The sequence below is a fragment of the Streptomyces sp. NPDC005151 genome, from assembly GCF_053599875.1.
In genome coordinates this window covers 117,339-134,854 of record NZ_JBSFYR010000004.1, presented here as the reverse complement: position 1 = coordinate 134,854, position 17,516 = coordinate 117,339, and the positions used below count along the sequence as shown (strand labels likewise).

The window sequence follows — 17,516 nt, the reverse complement described above, 5'->3', positions numbered from 1 at the left end:
CGCGGGGTCCTGAGCGGCCCTCTCGCAGCGCGGGGGCGCGGTGCCAGGGTGGGAGCTGCACCGGCAGCCTTCGGTGAGGAGGAACCATGAATACCAGCGACAAGGGTGGCCCGGTACTCGGAGCGCTCGTGGCCGGGGTGGACGGCTCCGAGCCCGCCAAGCGGGCAGTGCTGTGGGCCTCCGAGGAAGCACTACGGCGTGATCGTCCTCTGCACCTCGTCTACGCGGCCGACACGGACAGCCGGATGATCTACGCGTCCATGGAAACCATCGAGCAGGTTCGGCACGCGGGTCGAGATCTTCTCGAGGAGACCGCAGCCATGGTGTCCGAGCGTTACCCCGGCCTGAGCGTGACGAAGGAGCTGAGCCGCCGTGAACCGGTGGTGAGCCTGCACACCGCGGCGGGAAACCACGGCACGATCGTGGTGGGCAACCGTGGTCGCGGAGGTTTCAACTCACTGTTGCTCGGCTCGGTCGGTCTGAAGGTTGCTGCGGGTGCCAGGACGCCGGTGGTCGTGGTGCGCGGCACCGAAGGCGCTCCCGCGGCAGATGTCGTGTTGGCCGCCGTCCACGACGAGCACGACCTGGAATGCGCACGTCACGCGGCGAGTGAGGCGGAGCTGCGCAAGGCGTCGTTGCGGCTTCTGCACGTATGGAACGTGCTGGGGTCGGTCGGGAATGTCGTGACGATGCTCGACGCCGTGGACGAGATGGCTCGCAACCACGTTCGCACGTTGACGGGAGTGGCGGACCGTATCCGTGCCGACTTCCCGGGACTCACCGTGGAGGCGGATGCGGAGAAGGGCATGTCCGCCGCCGGTATCCTGGTTGAGGCGAGTCGGCACGCGGATCTGCTGATCATGGGCGGGCGACGCTCGCCCGGGAACTTCGGCCCGACGCTCGGCCGGGTCACCCACAGCCTGCTGCACCATGCGAACTGCCCGGTCGAGCTGATCCCGCGGCATGGCAAGCGGACGACGAGTGAGCGGCAATGAACAGTGAGGCGCGCTGTCCGGTTGCCGTCGTGGGCGATGCCGAACATGTCACCCAGGAGCTCCCCAACCTGGTTGCGGGGGTGGACGGTAGCGAGTCCTCAAAGGCGGCGCCGGCTCTTCGGGGACCGGATTGGGGCCGGTTCCTCGCCGGGAACCGGGCCTTCATCGGGACAGGCTGCGTCGGCGAGGAGGTGACCGTCAGGCGTTCTGTTGCGCCCGCGCAAGCCGCCGGACACCGGTACCCGCTGCGGAGCATGACGAGGCAGAGGTCGTGCAGGTCATGATGGTCAGCTCCCGTTGACGGGGGAGGGCGGCCGCAAACCGTGCGTGCCGGGAGCGGAACGCCATTCAAGGGGCGGCGTCGGTGCCGTCGACGGAGTAGGTGCTGTGCGCCTTCCCCGCCGGTGAGGCTCGGCTGCAGCAGCCTTTAGACCGACCGGCAATTGGGGGGCGGCGTCACGGGGCTGGGACACGCACCTCGCGGCGTTGTCGTCCATCACCATGGCTCCGCCATGGCTCAATCCTCCCCTTGCGATGCACGCACCCCAGCCCCGCTCCTTCCCCCACCCCCCAATTGCCGGTCGGTCTTACTTCCGACCGCTGTGCCGGCCCGGCAGTGCGGCTCTCCGCACTCGGCCAACTGACTGATCTGATGTAGCGCTGACCATGTGCCTGCCGGCAGCTGTGCGAGGCTCCGCCCATGACAGTCGCAGCAGATACCTCCGAAGGGATGCCAGCCGCAAGGACTGTTCTCATCACATTGGCGGCGGGTCAGTTCCTGATGGCTCTCGACAGCTCGGTCATGAATGTCTCCATCGCCAGTGTCGCCGCCGACGTGGGGACGACGGTGACCGGGGTCCAGGGTGCGATCACCGCCTACACGCTCGTGATGGCGATGTTTATGATCTGCGGGGGAAAGGTGGGTGCGCTCGTCGGCCGTAAGCGCGCCTTCATGGCCGGCTGCGTCGTCTACGGCTGCGGGTCTCTCACCACCGCGCTCGCTCCGAACCTCACCGTACTACTGGTTGGATGGTCGTTCCTTGAGGGAATCGGGGCGGCGCTGATCCTGCCCGCGATTGTGTCGCTCGTAGCGGGGAACTTCACTGTGGAACGGCGTCCTGCCGCCTACGGGATCGTCACCGCTGCAGGAGCGGTGGCCATTGCACTCGGGCCGATCATCGGCGGCATCGCGACGACCTATTTTTCCTGGCGTTGGGTGTTCGCCGGCGAGGTGGTGGTGGTCGTCGGGATCCTCCTGTTCACCCGCCGTATTGCCGACGCGCCCCTCGGCAGGCGACCGCACATCGACATTCCTGGCGCGCTGCTTTCCGGCCTGGGCGTTGGAATCTTCGTCTTCGGTGTACTCCGCTCGGCCGAATGGGGTTGGTTCGTACCCAAGGCCGGAACCCCGTCCATGCTCGGCATCTCCCTGGTTGTCTGGTTGATGCTGGCAGGGCTGTTCCTGGTCTGGCTCTTCTTCCGTTGGGAGGTCCGACTCTCGGACCACGGCAAGGAGCCGCTCATCGACCCTGAATTCCTGAAAAACCGGCAACTCACCGGTGGCCTGACGATGTTCTTCTTTCAATATCTGGTGCAGATGGGTGTGTTCTTCATTGTCCCGCTGTATCTGTCGGTCGCGCTTGGCCTCCCGGCAGTCGATACCGGCGTCCGCATCCTTCCGTTGTCTTTGACGCTGCTCGCAGCCGCCACCGCGATTCCACGCTTTCTCCCGCACGCTTCGCCGCGGCGCGTGGTGCGCCAGGGGATCTTCGCGCTTCTCGTGGGGGCGATTGTCCTCCTGGCGGCGCTCGATACGGAGTCGGGCGCGGAGATTGTCACTATTCCCCTCCTGTTCATCGGATACGGGATGGGGGCGCTGGCGTCGCAGCTCGGGTCGGTCACCGTGTCGGCGGTGCCCGACGAACAGAGCGCCGACGTGGGTGGCGTCCAGAACACCGTCACCAACCTCGGCGCATCGATCGGCACCGCGCTGGCCGGGTCGATTCTCATCGCCGCCCTGACGTCTTCCTTTCTCGCCAACATTGAACGGAGCCCAGCGATCCCGGCTGAAATCAAGGCACGGGCGAACATCGAGCTCTCAGGTGGCGTACCGTTTCTGTCGGACGCTCAGCTCAAGAAGCAACTCGACGAGGCGGGTGCACGTACGGATGCGGCCCAGGCCGCTCTCGATGCCAATGCCGACGCGAGGGTCGACGCTCTGCGCGCCGCTCTCGCCATCCTTGCTCTTGCCGGGCTGATCGCTTTGTTCTTCACTCATCGCATCCCCGCGACCCAACCCCGCAGTCGTCAGACGTAAGGGTTGACCCACTGCGATCCGGTCGGGAACTTCCGGGCGGTCCCATCGATCACCTGCCGGTGATCGCGCCACCGCCCACCCGCCCGCCGGGGCGTCCGCCTCGTGAACGGCCCCCCAGGTTCCTAACCCGTGGTCCGGTTCAGGTCCAGGTGGATGTCCACAACGCCCTCGACCGCCCGGGTGGCTCGGGCGAGCAACGGGATGAGCGTCCGGTCGCGTACCGCACCTCCGAGCGTGACCACTCCGTCCACGACGGATACGGTCACCGCTCCTCCGGGGTGGGACAAGTCTGTGACGGTGCGTCGGATCTCGTCGGCAAGGTCTTCGTCCGAGCGGAGAAAGACCTTCAACAGATCACTGCGGCTGACGACTCCCTCCAGCAGTCCGGCCGCGTCGACCACTGGCAGCCGCTTCACGTGGCGCTGGGCCATGATGCGTGCTGCCTCTGCTATAGGGGCGTCAGGATGGACCGTCACTGCCGGGCTCGACATCAGCTCCTTTGCGCTCACGGCGCCCGCCTTCAGTCTGTCGGTCAGAGGCAGCTCCGGCCGGGTCGGGTCGTCGATCCGGGACTCCTCCTTGGGGAGCAGATCGGCCTCCGAGACCACGCCGATCACTCGTCCCTCGCCCTCGAGTACGGGAAGGGCGCTCACCCTCCACTCTTTCATCAGCTCGACGATTTGCTTGTAACTGGCCTGTCCTCCCACCGCGATGGCGGTGTGGGTCATGACATCGCTGACCGTGTGCGGTGAATCAGGCATGGTGATCTCCTCACCGGGGCCCGTCCGACCGGGACGGCGGATCAGGTGACATGGGGCAGCCCACTTCCGTGCGGTGCGTACAGGTCCAGCAGACGGGCCCTGGTGGACTGGAGCCGGTGGGCTATCACCCGGCCTACCCACAGGGCCACGGCGGCGGCCAGTTCCGGGTCCAAGTCGCATGCGTGGCGCACCTGCGCGGCATCGAGTTCGTAGGCACGCACGGGCGTCATCGCCTCTGCTCCGAGCTGCCACACATAGGGGCTGAACAACCATGACCAGCCGATCAGCTCTCCGTGCCCGAGCGACTCGATGACCGCCGGCGGTCCTTTCGGCACGTGAAAGTCGAGGCTGACGGTGCCGGTCCGCACGATCCAGAAGTGGTCGGCACGCTGCCCTTCCTCAAAGATGCGTGTCCCCTCCGGGAACGACACTTCCCGGGTGAACTGCATGAGCCGGTCCCGATGCTTGACGCCCAGCGACCGGATGGTTGGAGTGGTCATGATCTGGTCTCCTCCACAGGGCGGCACGGATCTTGAGATCGTTGTTGGCAGTGCCTGAGCCGGAGCTGTGCTCCTCTCGGCACTGTGCATCCTTGTACTGCGTGCGGGTCCTACCCGTGGGGATCCACATGTTCGTGCCATCCGCGGGCCGAGGCTGCCGTCGTGACTCGGTTCCGGTCATGTCGATGCTTCCTCCGACGGAACGTGAGAACAGCCTGCGCCGAATGCACTGCGGTCCCCAAGGGCTCTACGGGGGTGACCCGGGGACCAATCGGCCCTATATGTGAGCCTGGCTTCGACCGTCGCCCGCGCGGGCCGCCGACTGCCCGCATGAGGAGTCTGCGCCCTGCTGAGGGAGCGAGCAGGGCATTCGGGTTGTCGTCCCGCCGCGCTGCACGGCGGGACCCGAGCCGGAGGGGAAGAGTCAGCAACGCACAGGGGCCGGGGCAGCGGGATGGATCCACACCGGACACATACGCCAGATCCTTCTGAGGGGTATATATCGATCGCGTCGTTTATTACGAATATTAGGTCGAATGTCCCGGATTGGGTCCTGATCATTACTCCTGGGAAGTTCAGGGGGGTGGCACGGTGGCGACGTGGGCATCCGACGACAACGGGACGAAAGGCGATGGGGACCATGGAGCAGCCCCTGGTCGTGGGCGTGGATGGATCGGATTCGAGCTTCCGGGCGGTCGACTGGGCCGTGGAGGAGGCTGCCCGTCACGGCCTTCCTCTGAGAGTTGTGTACGCCTCCCGATGGGGACGCTACGAGGGGGCAGGGCTGTATCGGAGCGCCGAGCGCCCCTCCGAGCAGATTCTGGCCGACACCATCGTGGCCACCGCGGTCACGCGCGCCAGCGCCCGTAATCCCGATCTGAAGATCACCACCGAGGTTCTGGCGGAGGACACGGTCAACGCGCTGCTCGACGAGGCGCACGAGGCTGCGATGCTGGTTGTCGGATCCAGGGGCCGGGGCCAGTTCAAGGAGCTCCTGCTGGGTTCCGTAAGTCTGGCCCTGGCGTCCCGGGCCCAGTGCCCTGTCATCGTGGTACGTGGCGACGCGGCAGGAACAGCCGGAGCACACGGCCGCATCCTGCTCGGCGTCGCGGACGTGGCCCACGGGTCGGCTGCCGTGAGGTTCGCTTTCCGTGAGGCTGCCACCCGGCACTGTGAGATCGACGCAGTACACGCCTGGCGTTGCCCCGCGTCCGAAGCGGTCGGCCGGTCGCACACCAAGGACTCTCCGCCGCCCCTCACCTGGGAGATGCGGGCGGCGACAGAGCTTGACCAAGCGCTTGAGGCCTCGATCGAGGAGAACCCGGCCGTTGTCGTCTCCCGCTCCACTGTCGAGGGGCCGGCCCATCAAGTTCTCGTCCGGCGGTCCGCCGCCGCCGACCTCCTTGTCGTGGGTGCATCGCGGCGCAAGGGGCACGTGGGTCTGCAACTCGGCCGGACAGCCCACACGGCGCTCCATCACTCCAGCTGTCCTGTCGCAGTGGTACCCGACCATCCATGAACCACCGCCGAGTCAAGGAGGTGGACGGACAGTGGGCAGGCCCGCTCAGCCGTGGGCGACGACGGCGACCGGAGAGGTCGCGTGGTGGATCACGGCATGCGTGGTGGAGCCGATGTGAGCACCCAGCAATGAGCGGCGGATCCGGCGACCGACGACGATCAGACCGGCGTCGGCACCGGCGTCCAGGAGTTGCTGCGCGGCGTGTCCCATCGGGGTACGGGCGGTCACCTCGACCGTGGGGAACGTGTCCCGCCAAGGCCTGAGAGCCTGGTCCAGGCCGGTGGTCACGCTCTGGTTGATGCGCGCAAGTATTCCGGGATCGTAGGCCGATCCGTACCCGTAGAACAGCGGGGGCGGCCAACTGTGCAGGGCATGCAGCGGGCAGGACCGGCGCGACGCCTCCTCGAACGCGAACGCGAGCAGGGCGTCACAGGGCCGGCTGATGTCGACGCCGACGACTACGTCGCGCGGGGTGTGCTGCTCGGTCTCGTGAGGCAGCGCGTCCTCTCCGCTGCGTACGAGTACCACCGGCCGCTCGGTGGTGTGCAGGACGGCCATGCCGACGGAGCCGAGCACGAAGCCGGTCACGCTGCCGAGCCCGCGGGATCCCATGACGAGCATGTCGGCAGTTGTCGCGGCTGTGGCGAGCGAGGCTGCGGGCGGGCCGTCGATCGACTGCGTGACGATGTCGAGTTCCGGGTGAGCGCGGCGCAGTTCGTCAGCCAATTCCTGCAGGACGGCTTCGGCCCAGCCACGCCGTGCATCGGAGGCCGCTGCGGGAATGCCGAGCGGCAACGACCATGGCTCGGCATGGACGAGGTGCAGGGCCGCATCCCGCAGACGGGCCTCGCGCGCCGCCCAGCGGGCAGCGGCTGCGCTTTCAGGGAATCCGTCGAGGCCGACGGTGATGTGGCGGTCCAAGGCGCCCTCCTCACGAGTGCGGTGCTGTGGGGTGTACCGAAGGGCTCGTCCTCGCCCATGCCGGAGTGGAACGGCGGGCATCCGTCGGTCATCGGACCGGCGCAGGTCGCGGTCCGCGGCACCGGACGCAGACGGCCGGTGCCGCGAGAAGGCCGTACGTCAGCGGTCGGATGCGTCGTCGACGGCGTATCCGAGGTGCTGTGCCACATGAACCACTCCGTCGACGGTGCGGCACAGCCGTTCGATCACTGGGATCAGGCTCTTGAACCGCACCGAGCCGTTCAGTTCGACACGGCCGTCGGTCACTTCGACGGTGATGACGCCGGGGTCCTGGTGCAAGGTCAGGTCGAGTACGTCGCCGGTGATCTCGTGGCGGATGGTTTCGTCGTCGCGCAGGAAGATCTTGAGCAGATCGCGCCGGCTGACGATGCCCACCAATGTGTCCGCCTCGTCCACGACCAGCAATCTTCTGACGCTCTGCGCCTCCATGAGCCGGGCCGCCTCGGCCACGGTCCAGTCCGCCCTGGCGCACACGGCGGGCGCAGACATCAGTTCCTCGGCCCGCGTGCCCTCCGCTTTCTCCCGCTTGCGCGGCTCGGGAGCGGGCAGGGACCGGAGGAAGTCCCCCTGATCGGCCGACTTCGGCAGAAGGTCGCCTTCCGATACCACTCCGAGCGGGTGCCCCACGTCGTCGACGACCGCGACGGCCGACACCTGGTGCTCAGTGAGTGTGCGCACGATGTCCTTGAACGCCGCATTCCCCGGGACCGTGACGACCTCGCGGGTCATCAGCTCGCCAACGTCTCGATGTCTCACCCGTCCACTCCTATCGCCCTGCGGCTTCTCGGGCGTCGACCGACATGTCGTCCTGCTCGTACGTGAGCCGATTGGCACGTTCACCACTCCGTCGACGCTCCGGCACGACCGCAGGACGACGGAGGGCGAGGCTCGACCGGGGCACGGTGCCGTTGAGGGGCAACACCCCTTCGATGTCCTTGAACGGTGCTTGGCGGTCGACCGAAGGGGCGGCGTGCGTCATCACATCGTCGACTGTGCGCAGATGCTTCATGACTCCTCCGGAACAGTGATCCGCATCTCCGAGTCTGCGGGCCGGGAAACGCGCCGGGTAGGGTCGTCCGGGGTCGGGTGGAAGCTGTTCGGCCCTGGTGGCCGCCTGCCACTCGGGGTGCTTTCATGAAATTGACGGAAAGAGTCCTTACCAGGATGCGGAGAAGCGGCTGGCGGCCGTGCACCGCACAATCGGGATCCGCGAGAAGCGGATGGGCTCTTTCCGCCCTTGCGTGGAGCGGCGGCTCACCGGTGGCCACGATCGCGGGCCGGGTCGGGATCCGCCGCCGGGGGTTGATCAGGACGACGACGTCGGCGACGGGTCCCTGTCGTTCGCGCCCGCGGCGGATTCGGACAGCGGCAGCTGTGCCCAGATGACCTTGCCTTCATGGGTATATCGCGTGCCCCAGTCCTCGGCGATCTGCGAGACGAGGAACAGTCCGCGGCCTCCCTCGTCCATAGTGGCCGCGTACCTCAGATGGGGTGAGGTGCTGCTGCCGTCGGATACCTCGCAGATCAGGCTGCGGTCACGCAGGAGCCGCACCCGGACCGGCGCGGAGGCGTGCCGGATGGCGTTGGTGATCAGCTCGCTGAGTATCAACTCGGTGGTGAATGCCAGTTCCGACAGGCCCCAGTCGTCCAGTTTCTCCGCGACGGCAGCGCGTATCCCGGCTACGGCGGCGGGGTCGAGTGGAACGTCCCATTCGGCGATCTGGTCGGCGGAAAGCGCGCGGGTGCGGGCGATGAGCAGTGCTACGTCGTCCTTGGCCTGGGTGGGAAGGAGTGCGTCGAGCACCGCCCGGCAGTGCTGTTCCGGCGAACGGCCGGGGTGGGAAAGGGCCTGGCGGAGCAGCTCCGTCCCCACATCGATGTCCCGGGTGCGGTCCTCGATCAGCCCGTCGGTGTAGAGGACCAGCTGAGCACCCACGGCCAGATCCAGTTCGGCGGTCTTGAACGGCATGCCGCCGAGCCCCAGCGGTGGCCCGGCAGGAAGCTCGGGGAACTCCACGCTGCCGTCGGGGTGGACCAGCGCGGGGAGATGATGCCCGGCGCGGGCCATGGTGCAGTGCCGGGAGACCGGATCGTAGATCGCGTACAGGCACGTGGCTCCCACGATGCCCGCACCGACGTCCGTGCTCCCCTCTTCCTTGTCGATGCGGTCCACGAGCTCGTCGAGGTGGCCGAGGAGCTCATCGGGCGGCAGATCGAGCGTGGAGAAGTTGTGCACAGCGGTGCGTAGCCGCCCCATGGTGGCGGCGGCGTGCAGCCCATGGCCGACGACGTCGCCGACGACCAACGCGACGCGGTTGCCCGACAGCGGAATCACATCGAACCAGTCACCGCTGACTCCGGACTGTGCGGGCAGATAGCGGTGGGCGACATCCAGGGCGTTCTGTTCGGGCAGCGCGCGCGGCAGCAGGCTGCGCTGCAACATCACCGCCAGGGCGTGTTCGCGGGTGTACCGGCGTGCGTTGTCGATGCTGACCGCGGCACGGGCGACCAGCTCCTCGGCGAGTGACCGGTCCTCCTCGTCGAACGCTCCGGCCTCCCGCGAGCGCCAGAAGTTGGCCATGCCCAGAACCACGCCCCGCGCCTGCAGCGGCGTCGTGAGGAGTGAGTGGATTCCGTAGTCGACGATGTTTCCTGTCCGTTCCGGGTCCTGAGCGTGCCATTCGGGTGCGGAGGACAGATCGGGAACCATCACCGACCGGCCGGTGGCGAATCCGCGTGCCTGAGGCGTGGAGGGAAGAAAAGTGATGAGCTCGCCGCACGGGTGGAGGGGATGGTCGTCCCGGATGCCGCTGACGGCGGTGCGGCGCATGTCGGCAGCCGTGCCGGTCGGCTCCTCCCCGAGCAGGACGGGGGCGGCGAGGTCGACCGTGACGAAGTCCGCGAACCGGGGGACGGTCACCTCGGCCAGTTCCTCGGCCGTGCGCGTCACGTCCAGGGTGGTGCCGATGCCCACCCCCGCGTCGTACAGCAGCCTGAGGCGTTCGTTCGTCGATTCCACCTTGCCCGACAGTGCCAGGAGCTGGGTGGAGTCGCGCAGGGTCGCCACCGTTCCCAGGTGGCTTCCGTTGCGGGCCGTGCGCCGCTGGTTCACCACCAGCATGCGATCCCCGGCCAAGTACACCTCGTCCGTGGCCACACGGCCGGAGACAAGCAGCTCCGCAGTGGCCGGGTCGAGGCTCTCCAGTTCCTTGACGGGGCGTCCCTGGGCGTCGGGCGGCAGATCAAGAAGCCGTTCGGCCTCGTCGTTCGCCAGCAGCAGCCGACCGTCGTGTCCGACGATGAGGACTCCTTCGCGGACGGAGTGCAGCACCGCGTCATGGTGCTCGTACATGCGGGTCATCTGGGCGGGATCGAGCCCGCGGGTCTGCCTTCGCAGCCGCTTGGCCACCAGGGCGGCCCCGCCCGTGGCCAGGACGAGCGCAGCGGCCCCGCTGGCAAAGATGACCAACAGCTGCCTGTCGACCACGTTGGCGACGTTCTCGACCCTGAGACCGGCGGCCACCAGGCCCACGACGGAGTTGTCGGGAGCGTTGACGGGGACCACCGCCTGGACTTCATGGCCAAGGGGCCCCTGGACGTTTTCCACGTGGACCCGGCCCGCCAGCGACGGTTCGATGGTGCCGACGAATGTCTTCCCGATGAACTCCGGACGGGGGTGTGTGTAGCGAGTCCCGTGTGTGTCCGTCACCACGATGAAGTCGACGCCGGCCAGCTTCCGCGCCTCCTCGGTGAGCGGCTGCAGCACCTTGGAGGGATCGGGAGATTTGAGCGCCGCCACAATCCCCGGAGAGTGTGCGAACGTCTGTGCTGTAGCCACCGAGCGGCGCTCCGCCTCCGTCTGGGCGTCGTGCAACGATTGGAGGACCAGCGCCAGAACCGCGCCCGCGACAAGCAGGACAATGACCACCGCCTGCAGGATGAATACCTGCCCGGCTACGCTTCGCGGACCCTTGCCGCTCAGTGACCGAGCCGACCCGCTCCGGGATCGGTCGGAATGGTCGACCATGTCGACATTCCTAACATTTTCTAGCAATGTATGCCCATTGGGTCACTCATCGTCCGCTTGCCGTCGACCGACTCACCACAGCCTCGGCTTCGCCCGGTGGATGCCATGGGGTGCAGGGGACATGGAAATGCTCCGGTCGGCGACGATGAGATCTACCTCAGGCCACTGATTCAATCGTGCGCCACAGGGATGCCCCGCGCGGACCGGCGCGACACGTCGCGCGTACATCGGCAAAGAACCACCGTCCTTCGGAACGGAGTGCCGGATGGAATTGTCAGGAGCCCGCGTCCTGGTCGCAGGGGCCACCGGCGTCATCGGGCAGGGCCTGGCCGGGCGCCTGCCCGACCGGGGAGCGTCGCTTTCCCTGTGCCAGCCGCGACGAACAGCGGCCGGCACAGGCGGCCGACCGCCACGGCTCCGCCCCCCGCCGCACCGGCTTCGCCGACCGGGCCATCGCGGGCACACCGCCGCCCATGCCGCCCGCGGGTGATCTGGGCCTTGCGGTACGGTCCGTCCACGGACACCCCCTTGTGCCCCTCCCGGCAAGCTCTGCCCCGTCGCGCCGCCCAGCACGCCCGCTCGCCGCGTTGGCGACAAGCCCTGGTAGCTCCTTCCCCAAGCTCTCAACTTCGTTCGAGCAGGGGAGACCCCACTGGGGGACTTCCGGCCGCCTTGCGATCGCACGCACTGGACGACGCTCCTCATGGGGCAAAAACTGCCGGTCACGGCACTAGCCAGGATCCCCGTCCATGGACACCATGGACGGGGATTTCTCGCATCAGGACACCGACCGCGGCACGGCCGCGGAGTTCATCCGACGGCCGCGGACTTCGAGGAGGCGCTCCGTGCGCGAGCCCGCCGGACACCCGCGGGCCGGGCCCAGGCGCTGCTGGCACCGGTGGTGGCGGCGGCCGCTGTGGTCGTCGTCGCGGCGCTCCGCGATGCCGCGCTGCCCGTGTGGGGTATCTCGCTGGTGCTCTCCGTGGGAATCGCGTCCTGGGGCACCGTACGTGGGCTGCGCACCATGGCCCGCCGGATGTTCAGCATCGTGGAGCCGTACGGGCAGTGCCGCATGGTGGCCGACGACCGCGGCGCGGTCAGCACCGGCGAGCGGGTGTCCTTCACCACCGACTGGACGGTGTTCCGGGACTACCTGGAGACGCCTGGGCTCTTCGTGCTGCTGGGCGGCGAGCGCGCGGCCGGAGTCGCGGTGCTGCCCAAGCGAGGGGCCCAGGACCCCGCGGACGTGGACCGGCTCCGGGCGATCCTGGACCGGAACCTGAAGCGTCTCCAGGTTCTTTGCGGCGGATCACTGTCGGAGCCATAGTCGGATCGCCGGGAGGATCTCGGGCTCGGCGCCTGCGAGGAGTCCGTATACAGGGTACTGATCGAGCGGCCCTCGGCCTCGCTCGCAGAGGTGGCCGCGGCGGCGGCCGTCCCCGACGCGGAAGTCGCGGACGCATTGAACTCCCTCGCGGCTCGCGCCCTGGTCAACAGGCGGCCCGGAAGCGGTCATTATGTCGCCGCGCCACCGTCGGTCGCGCTCGGCACGGAACTGACCGAGCGCCGCATCCGCCTCCATCGTGCAGAACTCGCGCTTGCCGAGCTGGTCGAGACCTACCGGACCGGGTCCATGGGACGCGCGCAGCGCGATCTCGTGGAGGTCATCGAGGGGCGGGATGCCGTGCGCCAGCGGTACCTCCAGCTCCCGCTCTCCTCCCGGCACGCCATCGACACGTTCGTCACCGGCGACGTCCAGGTGGTCGGTCCGGAGAACACCGAGGAGCCGACCGTGCTGTCGCGCGGCCTGCAGGTACGCGCCGTCATTGACCAATCGTTCCTGGGCGAACCGAGCGCGGCCGACAACGTGGACGAGTCGCTCGCCCGGGGCATGCGGATCCGGACGGTCGATGGCGTACCGCTCAAGCTCATCGTCTGCGACGGCGAGACGGCGATGCTCCCGCTGCGTGGCTCCGGCAGCGAGGTCGACCCCAGCCTCGTCCTGCGCGGCGGACTCGCCAACGTTGCCCAGGCACTCTTCGACGCCGTGTGGGAACGGGCCCGCCCCTACGGCGAACCGCACCACGGGATCGATGTCATGGACACCCGCATACTGCGTCTGCTGCTCGCCGGTCTCACCGACCACGCGGTGGCCGCGCAGGTGGACATGTTGGCGCGCACCGTGCAGCGGCGCATCCAGGGGCTGATGGTCCAGGCCGGGGCGACCACCCGCATCCAGCTCGGCTGGTACGCCCGCCACCACGGCTGGGCGTAACGGCCTGCCCCGCGACAGGGAGTGGGCTCCCGGCGCCCTGCGACTTTGCTTGCGGCGTTGTCGTCGGTCACCGACGCTCCGCGTCGACTCCGTCCTCCGCCTTGCCATCGAAGCCGCACGACGCCGCTCGCTGATCCACTCCCTGCCGTGGGGGAGGCCGTAAGGCGAGTCCGTGCTCCGCGGCCGTTGCTGGCGAGTCTGCGCCACGCGCATATGCGCCAACACCGAACGGCGACAAGCAAGTTGCTGCCGCATAAATTCTTCGCAGCACCCGGAACCACCCATTCACCGGGTGCGCGGAGGAGAGACATCCATGACCAGAGCATCCGCGAGACGGAGGTCCCAGCTGCTGGCAGCCGGGCTGTCGCTCGTACTGCTGCCGGCCGGGCAGGCCGTCGCAGCCGGGGCGTTGGGGACGGCGAGGGCGGGCACCGACCGTGCCACGTTACCGGTACACGCACCCAGCACCGCGAGAACCGTCACCCTGATCACCGGTGACCAGGTGACCGTGACCGACCTCGGCGCGGGCCGGAAGTCGGTCGCCGTGGAGCGTCCCAAGGGCGCGACCGGAGCGGTTCGCAGCGAGATATCCGACGGCCGGATCAACGTCGTACCTGACGAGGCCCGGCCCTACCTCCAGGCGGGCGTCCTCGACGCCGAGCTCTTCGACGTCACCGCTCTGATCGAGCAGGGGCTCGGCGACTCGTCCTCCGACGGCCTGCCGCTCATCGTGACGTACACGAAGAACGCCCGGAGCGCGACGCCCCACGGAGCCCGCCAGGTCCGTGGGCTGCCGAGCGTGGGCGGTGCGGCCCTGGAGGCGTCGAAGTCCGGGGAGTTCTGGCGCACGGTCGCACCGGACGTCACCTCGGGGGCGCGCAGCGCGACTTCGGGCCGTGTGCATCTGTCGGGCGGCGTCGAAAAAATCTGGCTGGACGCCCGCGTCAAGACCGCGATGGAGACCAGCAACGCCCAGATCGGCACCCCCGCGGCCTGGGAGGCCGGGCTGACCGGCAAGGGTGTCAAGGTCGCCGTCCTCGACACGGGCGCGGACCTGACCCATCCCGATCTCAAGGACCGGGTGAGCGAGACCAAGAGCTTCATCGACGGCCAGGAGGTCGCCGACCGGAACGGCCACGGCACGCATGTCTCGTCCACCGTCGGTGGCAGCGGTGCGGCGTCCGACGGCAAGGAGAAGGGCGTCGCGCCCGGCGCCACGCTCGCCGTCGGCAAGGTTCTCACCGACCAGGGTTTCGGATCCGAGTCGCAGATCATCGCCGGTATGGAGTGGGCGGCCAAGGACGTCCAGGCCAAGATCGTCTCCATGAGCCTCGGATCGTCGCAGGGCAGTGACGGCACCGACCCGATGGCCCAGGCGGTGAACACCCTCTCCAAGGACACGGGCGCCCTGTTCGTGATCGCGGCCGGCAACGCATACTCCCCCGGCACCATCGGCTCCCCCGGCGCGGCCGACTCCGCGCTGACGATCGGCGCGGTCGACTCCGTCGACAGGCGTGCCCCCTTCTCCAGCCAGGGCCCGCGTTTCGGCGACAACGCGCTGAAGCCCGACCTGTCCGCGCCGGGCGTGAACATCCTCGCAGCGCGCTCGCAGCTCGTGAGCGGCAGCGGCCCGTACACATCGAAGAGCGGCACATCCATGGCCACCCCTCACGTCGCGGGTGTGGCGGCGCTGCTCGCCGAGAAGCACCCCGACTGGAGCGGACAGCAGCTCAAGGACGGGCTGATGAGCACGTCCAAGCAGATCAGCGGCACGTCGTACGAGGTGGGTGCGGGCCGGGTGGACGTCCCGTCCGCGATCGCCGCGCAGATCACCGCGACCGGCAGCGCCGACCTCGGCTTCACCAGCTGGCCGTACGAGGGGAACAAGCCGGTCACGAAGACGCTGACCTACACCAACGCCTCCGACCGGCCGGTCACCCTGGCGCTGACCGCCGAGGGCGCTCCCGCCGGCGTGGTCACCCTCGCCGACTCCACCCTCACCGTGCCCGCACACGGCACCGCGCAGACCACGGTCACCGGTGACGGCACCGCCGCGCCCGTCGGCGCCACCTCCGGCCGGATCGTCGCCAAGGACGGCGACACCGTGGTGGCGCACACGGCCTTCGGCCTGACCAAGGAGAACGAGCGCTACACCCTTACCGTCCACGTCAAGGACCGCGAGGGCGCGGCGTCCGCCGCATACCTGGCTGTCAAGAAGCTGGCCAAGGACACAGATCCCTTCCCGGCCGCGGTCGATGACTCCGGCACGCTCAAGCTGCGCCTGGAGCCGGGCATGTACACCCTGTCCAGCTTCCTCGACGTGCGTGGCAGCAAGGGCAAGGACTCGCTCGGCCTCGGTCTGCTCACCGAGCCCGAGGTCACCATGGACCGTGATCGTGAAGTCACCCTCGACGGGACGAAGTTGCGGGAGATCCGGGCCGAGGTGGACCGGCGGACCCAGACCCGTCAGCTGATTATGAGGTTCAACCGGTCCGCGAACGGCGCGTCCTTCGCGCCGGCCGTACAGGTCCCGCCGAAGTACGACAGCATCTTCGCCGCGCCGACCCGCAAGCCCGCCACGGGCACCTTCGAGTACCGGACCGTCTGGCGGCTCGGCAAGCCGCAACTCGATGTCGAAGCAGGTGGCCGGCGGCTCGGCGAGACGGCCGTCCAGTACGGATCGGACCTGTTCACCGGGCGGAAGCGGATGTCCCTGGTGGACGCGGGCACCGGAAGCCCCGCCGACTACGCCGGCAAGGACGTGACGGGCAACGCGGTGGTCGTGCGCCGCACCGACGCGATCACGCCCGCCGAACTGGCCCAGAACGCGCAGGACGCGGGCGCCAAGGCCCTGTTCGTCACCGACGAGGTTCCCGGGCGGCTGATGGCCAACTTCAGCGGGGTCGGCGGGGCGACACGTCCGCTGTACATCGCGACGGTGAACGCGGCGGACGGGGCGCGACTGATCGAGGCCGCTCGACTCGACCGGGGCGTGGAACTGACCGGCACCCAGTTCACGCCGTTTGTGTACGACCTCACCGAGGGATACCCGGGGGCGATCCCCGCTGATCTGACGTACCGGCCGGGCAAGAGCGAACTGGCCGTGGTCAACAACAAGTTCCACGCGCCGAAGTCCGCCGACGGCGGCGAGTTCCGCTACTCGATCACCGACAGCTTCCCCTACGGCATCGGATTGCAGGAGAAGATCAAGTTCCCCGCGGAGCGCACCGACTACATCAGCGCCGGCCCCGACCAGGGCTGGCACGAGTCCATGTCCAGCGGCCCGGGCGCCCTCGAGGAGCGCAGCGGCATCGTGCACTACCGCGGCGGCACCCGCTCCGGGACTGACTGGTTCAAGCCGGTCTGGCACCCGTGGCTGGGTACCGGCCTCGGTTGGGGCCAGCAGCGCGCGGGCAACGACCTGGAGTTCAACACGCCGGGCTGGGGCGACTCGGGACCGGACCACACCGGCTTCGGTGATGTGTGGCACGAGAGCTCGATGACTCAGTTCACCGAGGTGTACGTGGACGGGGTGCGGGTCGACCGGAGGACCAGCTCGGGGGCGTACGCCCGGAACGTCAAGCCGACCGAGCAGGACTTCAAGGTGGTCACCGACACCACCCTGGACCCGGAGGTCTGGCGGCTCTCCACGAAGGGCCACTCCGAATGGACCTTCAAGTCGTCCGCCACGCCGGCCGACCGGTATACGTATCTGCCGATGCTCAACCTCGGGTTCGACGTCGACACGGACCTGCACGGTGATGTGCGGGCCGGAAAGCGCCTGGATCTCGGGATCTTCTCCGAGTACGTCAAGGGCGCGCCGGACACCGGGAGGATCACCGGCTCCACGCTGGAGGTCTCCTTCGACGACGGCGCGACGTGGACGTCCGTCGAACTCGACGGCGTACGCGGCAAGTCCGCCGCCTGGGCCGGCTCGGTGTGGGTGCCGGACGGCGCGCAGTACATGTCCGTGCGGGCCTCGGCCGCCGACGACAAGGGCGGCTCGGTCAAGCAGGAGATCATCCGCGCGGTGGGTGTGCGGAAGTAGCCGACCGGGTGGGAGCCGCGCAGTCGGCGGCACGGCTCCCACCTGCCGCATGTGCTGAGCACATGGAGCTGACCGCGGCAGCCCTCGCTGCCG

General features: G+C 68.5%; 11 protein-coding genes and 1 pseudogene. 6 read left to right on the top strand and 6 right to left on the bottom strand.

Annotated features, from left to right (window positions below):
- Positions 1-86: 86 nt before the first annotated feature.
- Together ACWD6R_RS04415 and ACWD6R_RS04410 are read left to right on the top strand one after the other, a co-directional pair.
- A complete protein-coding gene (locus tag ACWD6R_RS04415; RefSeq protein WP_451817320.1) occupies positions 87-995 on the top strand; it encodes a universal stress protein in 909 nt (302 codons plus the stop codon).
- Between the two features lie 700 nt (positions 996-1,695).
- Positions 1,696-3,312 (top strand): MFS transporter, encoded by a 1,617-nt coding sequence (locus ACWD6R_RS04410; protein WP_451817319.1) that lies wholly within the window; start codon positions 1,696-1,698, stop codon positions 3,310-3,312.
- A 122-nt stretch (positions 3,313-3,434) separates the two neighbouring features.
- Here ACWD6R_RS04410 and ACWD6R_RS04405 read toward each other — a convergent pair whose 3' ends face one another.
- Positions 3,435-4,073 carry a CBS domain-containing protein gene (locus ACWD6R_RS04405; RefSeq protein ID WP_451817318.1) on the bottom strand — a complete coding sequence of 213 codons (639 nt, stop codon included), beginning with the start codon at positions 4,071-4,073 and terminating at the stop codon, positions 3,435-3,437.
- 41 nt (positions 4,074-4,114) lie between these two features.
- Positions 4,115-4,573: a Crp/Fnr family transcriptional regulator gene (locus ACWD6R_RS04400; protein WP_451817317.1), complete on the bottom strand. Its 459-nt coding sequence runs from the start codon at positions 4,571-4,573 to the stop codon at positions 4,115-4,117.
- 640 nt (positions 4,574-5,213) lie between these two features.
- Here ACWD6R_RS04400 and ACWD6R_RS04395 point away from each other — a divergent pair.
- Complete coding sequence (locus ACWD6R_RS04395; protein ID WP_451817316.1) at positions 5,214-6,092, top strand: universal stress protein; 879 nt, start codon at positions 5,214-5,216, stop codon at positions 6,090-6,092.
- 45 nt (positions 6,093-6,137) lie between these two features.
- Here the strand turns inward: ACWD6R_RS04395 and ACWD6R_RS04390 are convergent, their stop codons facing one another.
- The 4 genes from ACWD6R_RS04390 to ACWD6R_RS04375 all read right to left on the bottom strand — a co-directional run bounded on the left by ACWD6R_RS04390 (position 6,138) and on the right by ACWD6R_RS04375 (position 11,100).
- The gene (locus tag ACWD6R_RS04390; protein WP_451817315.1) at positions 6,138-7,013 is read right to left on the bottom strand and encodes a universal stress protein; all 876 of its coding nucleotides are present in this window, start codon (positions 7,011-7,013) and stop codon (positions 6,138-6,140) included.
- Positions 7,014-7,172: 159 nt separating this feature from the next.
- Complete coding sequence (locus ACWD6R_RS04385; RefSeq protein WP_451817314.1) at positions 7,173-7,829, bottom strand: CBS domain-containing protein; 657 nt, start codon at positions 7,827-7,829, stop codon at positions 7,173-7,175.
- Between the two features lie 10 nt (positions 7,830-7,839).
- A complete protein-coding gene (locus tag ACWD6R_RS04380) occupies positions 7,840-8,082 on the bottom strand; it encodes a hypothetical protein (protein ID WP_451817313.1) in 243 nt (80 codons plus the stop codon).
- Positions 8,083-8,379: 297 nt separating this feature from the next.
- Positions 8,380-11,100 carry a SpoIIE family protein phosphatase gene (locus tag ACWD6R_RS04375; RefSeq protein WP_451817312.1) on the bottom strand — a complete coding sequence of 907 codons (2,721 nt, stop codon included), beginning with the start codon at positions 11,098-11,100 and terminating at the stop codon, positions 8,380-8,382.
- Positions 11,101-11,803: 703 nt separating this feature from the next.
- Between ACWD6R_RS04375 and ACWD6R_RS04370 the strand changes: the two genes are divergently transcribed.
- The 3 genes and pseudogenes from ACWD6R_RS04370 to ACWD6R_RS04360 all read left to right on the top strand — a co-directional run bounded on the left by ACWD6R_RS04370 (position 11,804) and on the right by ACWD6R_RS04360 (position 17,423).
- Positions 11,804-12,427, top strand: a complete 624-nt coding sequence (locus ACWD6R_RS04370) for a YcxB family protein (RefSeq protein ID WP_451817311.1) — start codon at positions 11,804-11,806, stop codon at positions 12,425-12,427.
- 27 nt (positions 12,428-12,454) lie between these two features.
- Positions 12,455-13,375, top strand: a pseudogene (locus ACWD6R_RS04365) (helix-turn-helix domain-containing protein); the annotation flags it as partial.
- 313 nt (positions 13,376-13,688) lie between these two features.
- A complete protein-coding gene (locus ACWD6R_RS04360; RefSeq protein ID WP_451817310.1) occupies positions 13,689-17,423 on the top strand; it encodes a S8 family serine peptidase in 3,735 nt (1,244 codons plus the stop codon).
- Positions 17,424-17,516 lie beyond the last annotated feature (93 nt).